Source organism: Variovorax sp. NFACC27 (assembly GCF_048301545.1).
Classification (GTDB): Bacteria; Pseudomonadota; Gammaproteobacteria; order Burkholderiales; family Burkholderiaceae_C; genus Variovorax; species Variovorax gossypii.
In genome coordinates this window covers 7553133-7567481 of sequence record NZ_CP157613.1, presented here as the reverse complement: position 1 = coordinate 7567481, position 14349 = coordinate 7553133, and the positions used below count along the sequence as shown (strand labels likewise).

At 69.1% G+C, this 14349-nt stretch carries 17 protein-coding genes; 12 read left to right on the top strand and 5 right to left on the bottom strand.

Features of this window, described 5'->3' with window-relative positions; all coding sequences use genetic code 11:
* Positions 1-9: 9 nt before the first annotated feature.
* Together ABL840_RS35430 and ABL840_RS35425 are read left to right on the top strand one after the other, a co-directional pair.
* Complete coding sequence (locus tag ABL840_RS35430; protein ID WP_093306952.1) at positions 10-492, top strand: MerR family transcriptional regulator; 483 nt, start codon at positions 10-12, stop codon at positions 490-492.
* Positions 489-2042: an MFS transporter gene (locus tag ABL840_RS35425; protein WP_093306953.1), complete on the top strand. Its 1554-nt coding sequence runs from the start codon at positions 489-491 to the stop codon at positions 2040-2042. Before ABL840_RS35430 ends, ABL840_RS35425 begins: the two co-directional genes overlap by 4 nt.
* A gap of 5 nt (positions 2043-2047) precedes the next feature.
* Here the strand turns inward: ABL840_RS35425 and ABL840_RS35420 are convergent, their stop codons facing one another.
* Positions 2048-3184 (bottom strand): PilT/PilU family type 4a pilus ATPase, encoded by a 1137-nt coding sequence (locus ABL840_RS35420; protein ID WP_093206425.1) that lies wholly within the window; start codon positions 3182-3184, stop codon positions 2048-2050.
* Positions 3185-3320: 136 nt separating this feature from the next.
* Positions 3321-4364 carry a type IV pilus twitching motility protein PilT gene (locus tag ABL840_RS35415; RefSeq protein WP_093206426.1) on the bottom strand — a complete coding sequence of 348 codons (1044 nt, stop codon included), beginning with the start codon at positions 4362-4364 and terminating at the stop codon, positions 3321-3323.
* Positions 4365-4415: 51 nt separating this feature from the next.
* Between ABL840_RS35415 and ABL840_RS35410 the strand changes: the two genes are divergently transcribed.
* Complete coding sequence (locus tag ABL840_RS35410; protein WP_093306954.1) at positions 4416-5120, top strand: YggS family pyridoxal phosphate-dependent enzyme; 705 nt, start codon at positions 4416-4418, stop codon at positions 5118-5120.
* Positions 5121-5135: 15 nt separating this feature from the next.
* Here the strand turns inward: ABL840_RS35410 and ABL840_RS35405 are convergent, their stop codons facing one another.
* The 3 genes from ABL840_RS35405 to ABL840_RS35395 form a co-directional block, all read right to left on the bottom strand.
* Positions 5136-5603: an Lrp/AsnC ligand binding domain-containing protein gene (locus ABL840_RS35405; protein ID WP_019657564.1), complete on the bottom strand. Its 468-nt coding sequence runs from the start codon at positions 5601-5603 to the stop codon at positions 5136-5138.
* 138 nt (positions 5604-5741) lie between these two features.
* A complete protein-coding gene (locus tag ABL840_RS35400) occupies positions 5742-6206 on the bottom strand; it encodes a hypothetical protein (protein WP_093306955.1) in 465 nt (154 codons plus the stop codon).
* A gap of 135 nt (positions 6207-6341) precedes the next feature.
* Positions 6342-6668 carry a DUF4148 domain-containing protein gene (locus ABL840_RS35395; RefSeq protein WP_093206429.1) on the bottom strand — a complete coding sequence of 109 codons (327 nt, stop codon included), beginning with the start codon at positions 6666-6668 and terminating at the stop codon, positions 6342-6344.
* Between the two features lie 232 nt (positions 6669-6900).
* Between ABL840_RS35395 and ABL840_RS35390 the strand changes: the two genes are divergently transcribed.
* The 9 genes from ABL840_RS35390 to ABL840_RS35350 all read left to right on the top strand — a co-directional run bounded on the left by ABL840_RS35390 (position 6901) and on the right by ABL840_RS35350 (position 14238).
* Positions 6901-8175 carry a Glu/Leu/Phe/Val family dehydrogenase gene (locus tag ABL840_RS35390; RefSeq protein ID WP_093206430.1) on the top strand — a complete coding sequence of 425 codons (1275 nt, stop codon included), beginning with the start codon at positions 6901-6903 and terminating at the stop codon, positions 8173-8175.
* Between the two features lie 36 nt (positions 8176-8211).
* Complete coding sequence (locus ABL840_RS35385) at positions 8212-8874, top strand: nucleoside/nucleotide kinase family protein (RefSeq protein WP_093306956.1); 663 nt, start codon at positions 8212-8214, stop codon at positions 8872-8874.
* Positions 8875-8960: 86 nt separating this feature from the next.
* Positions 8961-9656 carry a DUF2242 domain-containing protein gene (locus ABL840_RS35380; RefSeq protein WP_093206432.1) on the top strand — a complete coding sequence of 232 codons (696 nt, stop codon included), beginning with the start codon at positions 8961-8963 and terminating at the stop codon, positions 9654-9656.
* Between the two features lie 44 nt (positions 9657-9700).
* A complete protein-coding gene (locus ABL840_RS35375) occupies positions 9701-10171 on the top strand; it encodes a MarR family winged helix-turn-helix transcriptional regulator (RefSeq protein WP_093306957.1) in 471 nt (156 codons plus the stop codon).
* Positions 10168-11181: an FUSC family protein gene (locus tag ABL840_RS35370; RefSeq protein ID WP_093306958.1), complete on the top strand. Its 1014-nt coding sequence runs from the start codon at positions 10168-10170 to the stop codon at positions 11179-11181. The genes ABL840_RS35375 and ABL840_RS35370 overlap by 4 nt, the downstream gene beginning before the upstream one ends.
* A gap of 83 nt (positions 11182-11264) precedes the next feature.
* The gene (locus tag ABL840_RS35365; protein ID WP_093306959.1) at positions 11265-11783 is read left to right on the top strand and encodes an RDD family protein; all 519 of its coding nucleotides are present in this window, start codon (positions 11265-11267) and stop codon (positions 11781-11783) included.
* Between the two features lie 16 nt (positions 11784-11799).
* Positions 11800-12531 carry an RDD family protein gene (locus tag ABL840_RS35360; RefSeq protein WP_093206436.1) on the top strand — a complete coding sequence of 244 codons (732 nt, stop codon included), beginning with the start codon at positions 11800-11802 and terminating at the stop codon, positions 12529-12531.
* Entirely contained in the window at positions 12528-13517 is a 990-nt protein-coding gene (locus ABL840_RS35355) for a stage II sporulation protein M (protein WP_093306960.1), read from the top strand. The genes ABL840_RS35360 and ABL840_RS35355 overlap by 4 nt, the downstream gene beginning before the upstream one ends.
* Positions 13507-14238 (top strand): hypothetical protein, encoded by a 732-nt coding sequence (locus ABL840_RS35350; protein WP_093206438.1) that lies wholly within the window; start codon positions 13507-13509, stop codon positions 14236-14238. Before ABL840_RS35355 ends, ABL840_RS35350 begins: the two co-directional genes overlap by 11 nt.
* The last annotated feature ends 111 nt before the right edge of the window (positions 14239-14349 follow it).

Below are 14349 nucleotides of genomic sequence, written 5' to 3'. Positions count from 1 at the left end.
CGCCCCATCATGACCGACCAGAACCCCGCCAGGACCATCACGGTGCGCGACGCCGCGGCCCGGCTCGACGTCACGCCGCGCACGCTCAAGTACTACGAGGAACTGGGCATCGTGGTGCCGGTGCGCAGCGAGGGCGGCTACCGCCTGTACGAGCAGGCCGATCTCGACAAGCTGGCGCGCGTGCTGCGCATGCGCTCGCTGGGTTTCTCGCTCACGGCCATCACCGCGATGCTTCAGCAGCCGATGGAGGCGCCGGCCGAAGGCGGGCGTCCGCGGCTGTCGAATGCCTCGCTCAAGACGCTGCGCGAAACTCTCACCGGGCAGCTGGCGACGCTCGACGCGCGCGTGGCGCAGGTCCGTCGCGAGCTCAAGGAAGCCGCCGCGCTGCAGGCGCAGCTCAAGCGCGACCTCGACTACGTGGAGCGCCGCCTCGCCGGCGAGCCGGTGGAAGAGGCGCTCGAGCAGCGCCGCAAGGAACGGCCCGCATCATGAGCACGACGGCCCTGGCATGGCCTTCGCGCGGCAGCAGTGCCGCGGTCGCGCTGCTGCCCTGGGCCATCGGCCTCGTCACGGCCATCGACTATTTCGACAACGCGCTCTTCGCCTTCTTCGCCAGCTACATCGCCGGCGGCGTGAACGCCTCGCCCGACGAGCTCGTGTGGGCCTCGAGCGCCTATGCGCTGGGCGCCGTGCTCGGCATCCTGCAGCAGCACGCATGGATCGAGCGGCTGGGCTACCGGCGCTACCTGGCCGTCTGCATGTTCGCCTTCGCCGCGGGCGGCGTGGGCGCGGCGCTGTGCGACAGCTCGATGCAGCTCACGGCCGCGCGGGCCCTGCAGGGCTACTTCGTCGGGCCGATGCTGGGCGCCTGCCGCATCCTGATCCAGATCGGCATTCCGCCCGCGCGCCGCGCCAAGGCGCTGAAGGCGTTCATGGTGCTGATCGTCTTCGGCGGTGCGCTGGCACCCATCGCGGGCGCCTTCCTGGTCGCCAACTTCGACTGGCGCTGGCTGTTCGCGAGTACCGCGCCGGCCGCGGCGCTGATCGGCCTGCTCGTGCTCTGGACGCTGCCCGACATCGGCGACGTCGAGCCGCACGAGCGCACCGAGCCGCACTACATCGCCTACATGGTGTTCGCGCTCGCGCAGGCCGCGCTGCAGGTGGTGCTGACGCGCTCGCACTTCGAGCTCTTCGCCGGCTCGCCCGCGCTCATCGGCCTGGCCATCGCTGGCGTCGCAGGGCTCGCGTGGTTCGGCTGGCAGCAGTGGCAGCATCCCGCGCCACTGGTGCGGCTGCATGCGCTGCGCAACGCGTCGTTCCGCGTCGGGCTGGCGCTCTACGTCGTCTACTACTACCTCTCGACGGGCTTCAGCTACCTGCTGCCGCGGATGATGGAGGGCGGCCTGGGCTTCACCGTGGGCAACACCGGCTACTTCACGGGTGCGGCCTCGTTCGCGACCGGGCTGCTGGTCTTCGTCTACCTGAAGTACTCGGCGCGGCTGGCGCGCAAGAAGTGGCTGATCGTCGTCGGTTTCGGCATCGCGGCGCTGGCGGCGTGGCTGCTGTCGCGCGTCACGCCGCAGGCCGGGCGCGAGGCACTGCTGGTGCCGCTGCTGCTGCGCGGGCTGCTGATGCTGTTCGTCGTGCTGCCGGTGGCGAACCTCACCTTCAAGCCTTTCGCGGCGGAGGAGTTCGCGCACGGCTACCGCCTGAAGAACCTCGTGCGCCAGCTGGCGATCTCGTTCGCGACCTCGACCGTGATCGCGCTCCAGCAGCACCGGCTGGCGCTGCACGAGGTGCGGCTGAGCGAATCGGCCAACGCCGCGAACGCGAGCTTCATGCAGGCGCTGGATTCATTGACCCGCGGCTTCGCAGCGACGGGCCACGCGGCCGGCGAGGCGCATGCGATGGCGCTCGGCACGCTCTACCGAACGCTGGAGCAGCAGGCCACGTTCATGGCCTCGCTCGACGGCTTCACCGCGATGGCTGTGATTGCGCTGGCTGCCGGCGTGTTCGCCGCGTGGCAGCGGACGATCGACTGATCCGATCAGACGATCGCGAAGTGCTCCGTGCCCGCGGCCAGGTCGGTGCTGCGCGCACGCTGGCTGTTGAGCTTGATCTGCAGGCGCAGGTCGTTGGCCGAGTCGGCGTTGCGGATGGCGTCCTCGAAGCTGATCGAGTGGCTCTCGAACAGGTCGAACAGCGCCTGGTCGAAGGTCTGCATGCCCAGGTTGCGGCTCTTGCGCATGATCTCCTTGATCTCGCCCACCTCGCCCTTGAAGATCAGGTCGGAAATCAGCGGCGTGTTCAGCAGCACTTCGACCGCGGCCACGCGGCCCAGGCCGTCTTCCGTCGGCACCAGCCGCTGCGACACCAGCGAACGCAGGTTCAGCGACAGGTCCATCAGCAGCTGGGCGCGGCGCTCTTCGGGGAAGAAGTTGATGATCCGGTCCAGCGCCTGGTTGGCGCTGTTGGCGTGCAGCGTTGCCATGCACAGGTGGCCCGTTTCGGCGAAGGCCACGGCGTGTTCCATGGTCTCGCGGTCGCGGATTTCGCCCATCAGGATCACGTCGGGCGCCTGGCGCAGCGTGTTCTTCAGCGCGGCCTCCCAGCTGTCGGTGTCGATGCCCACCTCGCGCTGCGTCACCACGCAGTTCTTGTGCGGATGCACGAATTCGACCGGGTCTTCCACCGTCACGATGTGGCCGAACGAGTTCTCGTTGCGCCAGTCGATCATCGCCGCCAGCGTGGTCGACTTGCCCGAGCCCGTGGCACCCACCAGGATGCACAGGCCGCGCTTGGTCATCGACACGTCCTTCAGCACCTGCGGCATGCCCAGGCCGTCGATGGTCGGCAGCTTGGCGGGAATGGTCCGCAGCACCATGCCGACCTTGCCCTGCTGCACGAAGGCGTTCACGCGGAAGCGGCCGATGCCGGTCGGCGAGATCGCGAAGTTGCATTCCTTGGTGCGCTCGAATTCGGCCGTCTGGCGGTCGTTCATGATCGAGCGGGTGAGCGCCAGCGTGTGCGGCGCGCCCAGCGCCTGCTGCGAAACCTTGGTGACCTTGCCGTCGACCTTGATGGCCGGCGGAAAGTCGGCCGTGATGAACAGGTCGCTGCCGTTGCGGCTCACCATGAGCTTGAGCAGGTCGTTGATGAACTGGCTGGCTTGATCGCGTTCCATGAGAGCGCTCCTTGATCTGTTTAGATTGAACCCGTTGGCGGCCGACCGCCGGGCCGCCCCAAGGCGGCCGCGCCTCCCCCTTTGGGGGTGGAGTTACACGCAGCGCAGCGAAGTGAAAAGCCGGGGGGCCTCATGACTAGCCTGGGAAATTCTCTGGGATCTTGGCCTTGCCGCGGGCCTCTGCTGCCGAGATGGTATTGCGGCGCACCAGTTCCGTCAGGTTCTGGTCGAGCGTCTGCATGCCCGAGCCCTGGCCGGTCTGGATGGTGGAGTACATCTGCGCCACCTTGGCCTCGCGGATCAGGTTCCGGATGGCCGGCGTGCCCAGCATGATCTCGTGCGCCGCCACGCGGCCCTGGCCATCCTTGGTCTTGCACAGCGTCTGCGAGATCACGGCCTGCAGCGACTCCGAGAGCATCGCGCGGATCATTTCCTTCTCTTCGCCGGGGAACACGTCGATGATCCGGTCGATGGTCTTGGCGGCCGACGAGGTGTGCAGCGTGCCGAACACCAGGTGGCCCGTTTCGGCGGCGGTCATGGCCAGGCGGATGGTTTCCAGGTCGCGCAGCTCGCCCACCAGGATGGCGTCGGGGTCTTCGCGCAGCGCGGAGCGTAGGGCGTTGGAGAACGACAGCGTCATCGGCCCCACTTCGCGCTGGTTGATCAGGCACTTCTTCGACTCGTGCACGAATTCGATCGGGTCCTCCACTGTGAGGATGTGGCCGTACTCGTTCTCGTTGAGGTAGTTGATCATCGCGGCCAGCGTGGTCGACTTGCCCGAGCCCGTGGGGCCCGTCACCAGCACCAGCCCGCGCGGCTTGAGCGCCAGTTCGCCGAAAATCTTCGGCGCATTGAGCTGCTCGAGCGTGAGGATCTTCGATGGAATGGTCCGGAACACGGCGGCCGCGCCGCGCGCCTGGTTGAAGGCGTTCACGCGGAAGCGCGCGAGGCCGTCGATCTCGAAGGAGAAGTCGACCTCCAGGAACTCTTCGTAGTGCTTGCGGTGCGTGTCGCTCATGATGTCGTACACCATGGCGTGCACGCCCTTGTGGTCGAGCGCGTCGACGTTGATGCGGCGCACGTCGCCGTTGACGCGGATCATGGGCGGCAGGCCCGCGGAAAGGTGCAGATCGGAGGCTTTGTTCTTGACGCTGAACGCCAGCAATTGGGTGATGTCCACGGGGCTCCTCGGCTCGGGTTTCGTGACGTTTTGATACGATTTTGGACGATTATGACGATGATTGGCGACGACCTCCAGCAAGTAAACAACCGGATCGCGAAGGCATGTGTAACGGCCGGCCGTGACCCGTCGGAAGTGCGGTTGCTGGCGGTGTCCAAGACCTTCGGCCCCGAGGCGGTGCGCGAGGCGCACGCGGCGGGCCAGTCGGCCTTCGGCGAGAACTACGTGCAGGAAGGGCTGGACAAGATCGAAGCCCTCGCCGACCTGCGTTCTTCCCTCGAATGGCACTGCATCGGGCCGCTTCAGAGCAACAAGACGCGGCCGGTGGCCGAGCACTTCGACTGGGTCCACAGCATCGACAGATTGAAGATCGCGGAGCGTCTTTCGGCCCAGCGGCCGGCGCACCTGCCGCCGCTGGATGTATGCCTTCAGGTTAATGTGGACGGCGGTGCCAACAAGTCCGGTGTGCCTCCGGAAGAGGCGCTGGCGCTGGCGCGCGCTGTGGCGGCTTTGCCACAACTTCGGCTGCGCGGGCTCATGGCGATTCCCGAGCCGGCCGCCGGCTTCGAAGCGCAGCGCGATCTGTGCCTGCGCGCGCATGCCGTGTACCAGTCGATCCGCGACGCGGGCATCGCGCTGGACACGTTGTCGCTCGGCATGAGCGCGGACCTCGAGGCCGCCATCAGCGCGGGCAGCACGATGGTGCGCGTCGGCACGGCGATCTTCGGCGGGCGCACCTACGCCAGGCCAGCCTGATCGCCTCTTCGTGCGTCAGACCCCCAGCGGCAGCCGCGCGCTGTTCTTCACTTCTTCCATCACCGCATAGGTCCGCGTCTCGCGCACGCCGGGCAGTTGCCACAGCACGGTGCCGGCGAACTCGCGGTAGGCGGCCATGTCGGCCATGCGGGTCTTGAGCAGGTAGTCGAAGCCGCCCGCGACCATGTGGCATTCCATGATCTCGTCGCGCACCTGCACGGCAGCCTTGAACTGGTCGAACACGTTGGGCGTGGTGCGGTCGAGCAGCACCTCGACGAAGACGGTGAAGCCGCGGCCCAGCTTGTGCGGATCGAGCCGCGCCTCGTAGCCCTGGATGAAGCCGTCGCGTGTGAGCCGCTGCACCCGCGCCAGCACCGCGGTGGGCGAGAGCGCCACCGCCTCGGCCAGCTTGAGGTTGGTGATGCGGCCGTCTTCCTGAAGGATCTTCAGCAGCCGGAGATCGATGCGGTCCAGGTCGAGCATCGGAGGATTATCCAGCCCGGACAGCGAATCGTGGCGGAAGATGCGGCCTATGGCCGCCGGCTATAGGAGATAGAACCAAGGAACTGCCGGCAGCCTACCCTGGACTACCCAGGGAGCCGCCGTGCGTTCCGTTCGCCGTCAGCGAACTTGCGTTTGCATTTGCGACTGCGCGGCCGCCTGCTGGTTCTTGAGCTGGTCGACCAGGGCGCCGTAGGCCGGGCTTGCGCGCAGCCGGGAGTATTCGGCGGCGGCTTCGCGGTAGCCCGGCTTCATGGTGTCGGCACCGGCTTCGCTGGCCTGCTGGGCCGCCAGGCCTGACTGGATCCAGAGACGCGTGTCGGCCGCCACGGCGGCGCGGCTGTTGGCCGAGACCGCGACCGGCTCCTGCTGGTAGCCGCTGGTGTAGCCCTGCGTGGGCGCGGTCTTCAGCCACTGCACCGCGTCGGCGGTCACCGCGGCGCGCGTGGTCGACGAGGCCAGCGGCGCGGGGCGCGGATCGCCCTCCGCGTAGTTGCCGGCGAAGCTCGGCGCGGCGATCGTGCCCAGCAGGGCGGCGAGGGCGGCGGTGCCGAACAGACGGGTGGCGGAAGCTTGCTTGCTCATTCGTTACTCCTTGATGTGTGACGTTGGTTGCTGGGTTTGCCTGGGTTGGTGAGGCAACTCTACGAAGCGGATCCGCGAGGTCGATAACCCGTCGATGACGTTTCTGTCATCTGCGCCGACAACGGTCGTGGCGGCCTATCGCTCGCCCGACGGAATCGTTCCCGCCCGCATGGCCTTGATGGCCTCTGCCTCCACCGCCTCGCGCGTGGCGGGCTGGCCGGTGCGCGCGGCCGGCCAGGGCGCGCCGCGGCTCACGTTGTTCCACGCGGGCTGCTTCTGCGCCGTCGCCAGCTCGGCGACGACCCTGTCGCGCGAAGGGTCCTGCTTCGCGTGGTCGGGGTAGCGCGTCACGCCGGCTTCGGTCGGCGCGAAGTGGTACTCGCCGGCGGCGGATGCAGCCAGCGGTGCCAGCGCAGCGGCGGCGAGAAGGGAGGAAGAAAGAAGAAGCGTGCGATGCGGCATGGTCGGTGTCTCCTGGTTGTTCGCCGTCGCCGGAAATGGCGCCGACCGTGCCAATCTAGGAAGCGATGCCGTCAGCCTCCGCACGCCGCGATTACATCGGCGCAATGTGTGCGCCGCGGCGCTACCAACCTCTCTTGCATAACCGCCTCCGCGGCGCGCATAAGCCATGGCGCAACGCGCGGCGGAGGTCTATCGTTGCGGCCACCCTAACAAACCGAGCAAGGGAACTCATATGAGCGAACAACTCTCCTTCGTCAGTCCTACAGCCAACAGCCCGTGGGGCACATATCTTTCGCAGGTCGATCGCGTCGTGCCGTACCTCGGCCCGCTGGCCCGCTGGGTCGAAACCCTCAAGCGCCCCAAGCGCGCGCTCATCGTCGACGTGCCCATCGAAATGGACGACGGCACCATCGCCCACTTCGAGGGCTACCGGGTGCAGCACAACATGAGCCGCGGCCCGGGCAAGGGCGGCGTTCGCTTCCACCCCGACGTCACGCTGGAAGAAGTGATGGCCCTGTCGGCCTGGATGACCATCAAGACGGCGGCGGTCAACCTGCCGTACGGCGGCGCCAAGGGCGGCATCCGCGTCGACCCGAAGAAGCTCTCGCTGCAGGAGCTCGAGAAAGTCACCCGTCGCTATACCAGCGAGATCGGCATCATCATCGGCCCGCACACCGACATCCCCGCGCCCGACGTCAACACCAACGCGCAGATCATGGCGTGGATGATGGACACCTACTCGATGAACGTCGGCGGCACCGCCACCGGCGTCGTCACCGGCAAGCCGCTGCACCTGGGCGGTTCGCTGGGCCGCGTGAAGGCAACCGGCCGCGGCGTGTTCGTCACCGGCCGCGAAGCCGCACGCCGCCTGGGCATCGACCTGCGCGGCGCGCGCATCGCGGTGCAGGGCTTCGGCAACGTGGGCTCCGTCGCGGCAGAACTCTTCGCCGAAGCCGGCGCCAAGATCGTCGCGGTGCAGGACCACACCGGCACCATCGTCAACAGCAACGGCCTCGACCTGGCCAAGCTGGTGCCCATCTCGCGCACCGACGGCGTGATCGGCTTCAAGGCCGGCGGCGACATCGTGCCGAACGAGGACTTCTGGAACACGCCCTGCGACATCCTGATCCCGGCGGCCCTCGAAGGCCAGCTCACCGCCGAGCGCGCGCAGAAGACCACCGCCAAGCTGGTGCTCGAAGGCGCCAACGGCCCCACCGTGCCGCAGGCCGACGACATCCTCTCCGAGCGCGGCGTGCTGGTGGTGCCCGACGTGATCTGCAACGCCGGCGGCGTGACCGTGAGCTACTTCGAATGGGTGCAGGACTTCTCGTCCTTCTTCTGGGACGAGGACGAGATCAACGTGCGCCTCGACCGCATCATGATGAACGCGCTCAACCACATCTGGGACACGGCGGACAAGCACAAGATCACCCTGCGCACGGCGACGTACGCGGTGGCCTGCGAGCGCATCCTGATGGCTCGCCAGGAACGCGGCCTGTATCCCTGATCTTTTTTTGACGCCAGGGGAGGCTACGCTCGGGGGATGACCACCACCCCCGCGCAGAACCTCCCGCTTCTTCCTCCTCTTCCCCCCGAAAGCGCCACCCGCCTGCAGGCCCTCATGGCTGGCGGGCAGCGCAGGCTGCTGGGGCTCGTCGGCGCGCCCGGCGCGGGCAAGTCGACGCTCGCGGCGGCGCTGCTGCAGGCGGTGGGTGCCGACCGTGCGCAGGTCGTGCCCATGGACGGCTTCCACCTTGCCAATGTCGAGCTGCAACGGCTCGGCCGCGCCGGCCGCAAGGGCGCTCCCGACACCTTCGACAGCGCCGGTTATGTCGCCCTGCTGCAGCGCCTGCGCGAGCAGCGGCCCGACGGCGACATCGTCTATGCCCCCGAGTTCCGCCGCGAGATCGAGGAGCCGGTCGCCGGCGCGATCGCGGTGCTGCCTTCGACGCAGCTCGTCATCACTGAGGGCAACTACCTGCTGCACGACGTCGGTCCGTGGGCGGGAGCTGCGGCGATGCTCGACGAGGTCTGGTACGTGGACATCGACGATGCCCTGCGGGAAGAGCGCCTGGTGCGCCGCCACCAGCAGTTCGGCCGCAGCGCCGAGGAAGCGCGAGCCTGGGTAGCGAGCACCGACGCGCCGAACGCGCGGCTGATCGCGGCGACGCGGGTTCGCGCGCATCACGTGCTGCCCTGGTCCTGAAAATTTCGACCGCATGGCGGGAACGCGCCTGCACGGGCGCGCTCGAAGGCTTGCCGGCAAGGCCGCCGGTTAGCATTCGCCGCTTCATGCCGTCCATGCACTCCTTCTTTCTTCCTTTTGTCCACGCCCGGGTCGTCGTCATCGGCCTGCTTTCAGCCCTCGTGCTCGCCGGTTGCGGCAGTACCTCCCGCCGGGTCAACTACGAACCCGAGGCCTTCGGCTCCACCACCACCCACACCCGCGACTACGAGGCCACCGAGGCCCAGACCTGCGAGGCCGCGCGCCGGGCGCTGCTGAGCCAGGGCTACATGATCACGGCCGCCAACTCCGACCTCGTCACCGGGCGCAAGAGCTTCCAGCCGGCTGCCGAGGTGCATGTGGAGGTCGAGTTCCGCGTGGTCTGCGCGCGGGAAAGCACCCGCAGCGGCAAGGCGAGCAAAAGTACCGTGGCCTTCGCCACCGCGCTGCAGGACCGCTACGGCCTCAAGAAGGTGAACAACTCGGCAAGCCTCGGCGTGGGCGCGATCGGCTCGCTCTCGCTGCCGTTCGCGGGCAGCGACGACGCGATGGTGAAGGTGGCGAGCGAGACGCTGACCGACGAGCGCTTCTACGACCGCTTCTTCTCGCTGCTCGACCGCTACCTCGAGGGCCCGGAAGGAGAAGAGGAGGCCGGGGCGCCCGCCGAAACGCCGGTCGCCTCGCCACCACCCGCTGCAATGCCCGAGCCTGCCGCCGCGCCGGCAGTCACCTATCCGGTGACTTCGTCGCCGAACCGCGGCTGAGCGGCGCCGGCCCAAAATACCAAGACACGTCTTACAATCCGGGCATGGCTTCCACCATCCCGGATCCGGCGCAGTGCGCCTCGCGCCTTCGCACTTCCGTATCGCTGCTGACGCGACAGCTGCGCAGCGGCAGCGTCACGCCCGAGGGGCCGAGCGTGGCCAAGCTCAGCGTGCTGGGCCAGATTCACCAGCACGGGCCGTGCACGCCCACGACACTCGCGGGGCTCGAACGCGTCAAGCTCCAGTCGCTGACCAGGCTGCTGGCCGAACTGGAGGCCGAAGGCTGGATCGGCCGCGCGCCGCACCCGGCCGACGGGCGCCAGTGGCTGCTGTCCCTCACCGCCGAGGGCACGCGCCGGCTCAAGGCCATCATGCGAACGCGTGAAGCGGCGCTTGCCGAGGCGATCGATGCCACGCTCGACGCCGACCAGCGCGCCCTGCTGCTGCAGGCCTGCGCGCTGATCGACGGCATCGCGGCCACGCTCGGCGGCAAGGCGAAGACGCCAGGGCCATGAACGGCACGAGTGCACTGCAGCGCCTCGCCGCTCCCTGGCGGCATGGCCGCTGGCGCTCCGGCGCGCAGCTCGCGGCGGCCGTGGCCATCGCATGGGGCGCGGCGACGGCCCTGCGGCTGCCCGAGAGCTTCTGGGCCGTGATGAGCGTGCTGATCGTCATGCGCCCCAGCGCCGGTTCCACGCTCGACGCGGGATGGGATCGCGTGCGCGGCACGGCGGCGGGCGCGCTCTTCGGGCTTGCCGGCGTCTATCTGCATCACCATGGCGCGCCGGTGCTCGCGACCACGCTGGGCGTGGTCATGCTGCTGTCGTTCGCCAGCGCATCCGCGCCGGGCCTGCGCAGCGCGCCAGTAGCCGCGCTGATCATCCTGTCTGCCGGCGGCATTCCGGGCCATTCGGCGCTGCAGGTGGCGCTGCTTCGCATGGCGCAGATCGGCATCGGCGTGGGCGTGGCGCTCGTCGTTTCGACGGTGATGTCCGAATACCACGCGGGTGCGCGCTTCGACGAAGGCTGCGCCGCCCTGCTGCGCGGCATCGCGAGGCGAATGGGCGCCTCGCGACGGCCCCCGAACGCGGCGGAGACGGAGCGCATCCACGCAGGCACGCGAGCGGCACTGGTCCGCCTGACCGCGCTGGCCGGAGGCGCCGACCTCGAGGCGCGCTGGTGGCGCCGCGGCCCGGCGCACGGAACCTCGTATCGCGACAAGGCCCGGCTGGCGGCACGCGTCTTCCAGGACGCGGCGATGCTGGAGCGCGTGTTCCGGCAGGCCGGAAGCGCGCTGGCCGATGCTTCATGGCACGAAGCAGCGCAGGCCGCGGGCGCGGCCGTCGCCGGCATGGCCGATGCGATCGAGGGCAAGGGCGCGCCGCCGGATCTCGCCGAGCTCGACCGCCGCGCGCAGGCCTCGCGGGAGAGCGCGCCGGACGCGCTGCTCGCCGCGCCACTGGGCCTGCTCCTCGACGACCTGCGCCGCCTGGCGGCCAGCCTCGATCCGCATCCGCCGAGGTAGTGCGGCCGCTCGTCCGGCTGGGGGCGTGAACGTCGACACCCTAGAATCTTCCGAAAACTCATTCGTTTCGGAGAGGGACGGGCATGGAAGACAAGTCGCAGGACGCGCGCTACGCGCCTCCGCAATCCCATGTGGAAGACGTGGTGCAGCCCGGCGGCGCGCAGCCGGGCGAGCTCGCATCGCGTGGCACGCGCTTCCTCGCCGCGATGCTCGACGCGGGCATTTCCATCGCGGCGATCTGGTTCCTCGCGATGTTCACGCCCATCAACCTCTGGGAAGACGACGGCCTCGGTTTCTGGGAGCCCCGCATCTCCAGCGCGGCCTCCGGCATCGTTCTCTATCTCGTGCTGCACGGCTACCTGCTGGCCACCCGCGGCCAGACCATCGGCAAGGCACTGTTCAAGATCCGCATCGCACGGCCCGACGGCTCGCAGGCGCAGATCGGGCGCATCCTGGCGCTGCGCGACGGCCCGATGTTCATCATGACCATCTGGCCGCTGCTCGGGCCGCTCTACCTGGTGGTGGACAGCCTGTTCATCTTCCGCGCGTCGCGCCGCTGCCTGCACGACCAGATCGCCGACACGGTCGTGCTGCAGGCCTGAGGCGGGCCCGACGCCAGTGCGCCTCGACACGCTCTACACCGCCGAGACCCCGGAAGGCATCGCGCTCTCGCTGCGCCCGGCCGGACTGGTCGCGCGCGGGCTGGCGTACCTCATCGACCTCGCGATCCGGCTCGGCATCTTCGTCGCGATCTCCATCACGGTCGGCATGCTGGGCAAGATGGGCTTCGGCATCCTGCTCATCGCCTACTTCTGCCTCGAGTGGTTCTATCCCGTGGTGTTCGAGCTCACGCGCGCGGCGGCCACGCCCGGCAAGCGCGTGATGGGCCTGCGCGTGGTGATGGACTCGGGCCTGCCCGTCACGCCCGCCGCCGCGCTCACGCGCAACCTGCTGCGCGCGGCCGACTTCATGCCTTCCTTCTACGGCGCCGGCATCGTGTCGATGCTGTGGCGGCACGACAGCAAGCGGCTGGGCGACCTCGCCGCCGGCACGCTGGTGGTGTTCAGCGACCAGGTGAACCTGCACGGCAGCCTGCCCGTGGCCGAGCCGCAGGCGCCCGCGCGGCCGCTGTCGGCGCGCGAGCAGATGGCCATCGTGTCGTGGGCCGGGCGCGCCACGCGCCTCACGCCCGAGCGCTTCGACGAGCTCGCCCGCGTCGCCGAGCCGGTGCTGGGCCCGGACACCACGGGAGCCTCGGCATCGCAGCGCCTGCTCGGCGTGGCTCAATGGGTGCTGGGCCGCCGCAACGGTGCCGCCGCCGTCGACGCACGGGGAGGGACAGCGCCATGACGCCGCTCGATTTCGAAGCCGCCTATGCGCCCCTGTGGGCCGAACTCGAGGCAGTCATCCGCGTCGCGGAGACCAAGCGCAAGTTCGACGGCGCGCGGCTCGCCACGCTGTACCGCCGCGTGTGCGAGCACCTCGCGCTGGCGCAGGCGCGCGCCTATCCGATCCATCTCACGCAGCGGCTCGAAAGCCTCACGCAGAGCGCGCACCGGCTGATCTATCGCCGGCACGACTACGGCCTCGCGCGTTTCGCGCGGCTGGCGCTGGTCGACTTTCCCGAAGCGGTGCGGGCGCATCGCGTCTACCTGCTGGTCTCCGCGCTGATGTTCGTGCTGCCGCTTCTCCTGGCCGGCTGGGCGGCCTGGCGCGACCCGGGCTTCATCCTGCACCTGCTCGATGCCAACTCGGTGCAGGAGTTCGACTCGATGTACAGCGACAGTGCCGAGTCATTGGGCCGCACGCGCAGCGCGGGCGACGACTGGCAGATGTTCGGCTTCTACATCATGCACAACATCGGCATCGGTTTTCGCTGCTTCGCGGCGGGCATCTTCGCCGGCGTGGGCAGCGCGGCGGTGGTGGTGTTCAACGGCGTGCAGATCGGGGCCGTTGGCGGCTACCTGATCGGGGCGGGCCACGCCCGGAACTTCCTCTCCTTCGTGGTCACGCACTCGGCCTTCGAGCTCACCGCCATCGTGCTGGCCGGCGCGGCGGGCCTGCGGCTCGGCTATTCGTGGGTGGCGCCGGGGCGGCACACGCGGCTCGAGGCGCTGCGGCTGGCTGCGCGCCATGCGGTGGTGATCGTCTACGGCGTCATCGGGCTGCTGCTGATCGCCGCGGCGGTCGAAGCCTTCTGGTCCTCGGCGCGCTGGATCGCGCCGGCGGTGAAATACGGCGTGGGCGGCGCCTGCTGGGTGCTGGTGCTGGCGTACCTGGGCTGGCAGGGCCGGCCGCGCGCCACGGCGAAGGCGGGGGAAGACGATGCAGGTTGACGGCCTCGCCATCGCGCTGCGGCCGCGGCCCATGGCCGAGGCGGCCGACCTCGGCGCGCAGCTGGTGCGCAGCCATGCGCGCTCTGTGTGGCGCACCTTCCTGCCGGTGCACATCGTCATGGTGCTGCTGGCGCTCAGCACGGTCGAGATCGCCGGCTGGCTGCCCAGTCTGCTGATCTTCTGGCTCAAGCCCTGGCTCGACCGCAGCCTGCTCTTCGTCCATTCGCGCGCCGTGTTCGGGCAGGAGACGCGCTGGTCCGACCTGTGGGCCAACCGCCGTACCGTGTGGGGCGGGCAACTGCTGCGCACGCTGCTGTGGCGGCGCTTCTCGCCCTGGCGTTCGTTCACCCAGGCCATCGAGCAGCTCGAAGGCCAGCGCGGGAGCGCGAGGCGCAGGCGCCGCACGCAGCTGCTGCGCGGACGACGCGGCGCGGCCACGGGGATGCAGCTGGTGTTCGCGAACGTCGAGATGGCGCTCGACATCTGCCTGCTGTCGCTGCTGTTCTGGTTCGCGCCCGAAGGCAGCACCCGCGACCTGTTCAGCTGGCTCACGCAGTCGGACTCGCTGCTGCAGAGCCTGCTGACTGCCGGCGCATACGCGCTCGTCGTGGGCGTGCTGGAGCCGTTCTACGTGGCGGCGGGTTTCGCGATGTACCTCAACCGCCGGGTGGAGCTCGAGGCCTGGGACATCGAGCAGGAGTTCCGTCGTGGGTTCAGGTAACACCCCCAGGCTTCGCGCACTTCGTGTCGCTTCGCCAGCCCCCTCGCTGGGGGCGATGCCGGTGGCCCGGCAGAGCCGGTTCCACGGCGGCCTGGAGCTCACCCCCAGGCT

Coding starts and splice junctions, on each gene's coding strand:
- ABL840_RS35380 (WP_093206432.1), top strand. CDS start 8,961: ATGCCGTCCATGCACTCCTTCTTTCTTCCTTTTGTCCACGCCCGGGTC.
- ABL840_RS35355 (WP_093306960.1), top strand. CDS start 12,528: ATGACGCCGCTCGATTTCGAAGCCGCCTATGCGCCCCTGTGGGCCGAA.
- ABL840_RS35400 (WP_093306955.1), bottom strand. CDS start 6,206: ATGAGCAAGCAAGCTTCCGCCACCCGTCTGTTCGGCACCGCCGCCCTC.
- ABL840_RS35430 (WP_093306952.1), top strand. CDS start 10: ATGACCGACCAGAACCCCGCCAGGACCATCACGGTGCGCGACGCCGCG.
- ABL840_RS35405 (WP_019657564.1), bottom strand. CDS start 5,603: ATGCTCGACCTGGACCGCATCGATCTCCGGCTGCTGAAGATCCTTCAG.
- ABL840_RS35425 (WP_093306953.1), top strand. CDS start 489: ATGAGCACGACGGCCCTGGCATGGCCTTCGCGCGGCAGCAGTGCCGCG.
- ABL840_RS35395 (WP_093206429.1), bottom strand. CDS start 6,668: ATGCCGCATCGCACGCTTCTTCTTTCTTCCTCCCTTCTCGCCGCCGCT.
- ABL840_RS35365 (WP_093306959.1), top strand. CDS start 11,265: ATGGAAGACAAGTCGCAGGACGCGCGCTACGCGCCTCCGCAATCCCAT.
- ABL840_RS35385 (WP_093306956.1), top strand. CDS start 8,212: ATGACCACCACCCCCGCGCAGAACCTCCCGCTTCTTCCTCCTCTTCCC.
- ABL840_RS35410 (WP_093306954.1), top strand. CDS start 4,416: ATGACGATGATTGGCGACGACCTCCAGCAAGTAAACAACCGGATCGCG.
- ABL840_RS35375 (WP_093306957.1), top strand. CDS start 9,701: ATGGCTTCCACCATCCCGGATCCGGCGCAGTGCGCCTCGCGCCTTCGC.
- ABL840_RS35420 (WP_093206425.1), bottom strand. CDS start 3,184: ATGGAACGCGATCAAGCCAGCCAGTTCATCAACGACCTGCTCAAGCTC.
- ABL840_RS35390 (WP_093206430.1), top strand. CDS start 6,901: ATGAGCGAACAACTCTCCTTCGTCAGTCCTACAGCCAACAGCCCGTGG.
- ABL840_RS35370 (WP_093306958.1), top strand. CDS start 10,168: ATGAACGGCACGAGTGCACTGCAGCGCCTCGCCGCTCCCTGGCGGCAT.
- ABL840_RS35350 (WP_093206438.1), top strand. CDS start 13,507: ATGCAGGTTGACGGCCTCGCCATCGCGCTGCGGCCGCGGCCCATGGCC.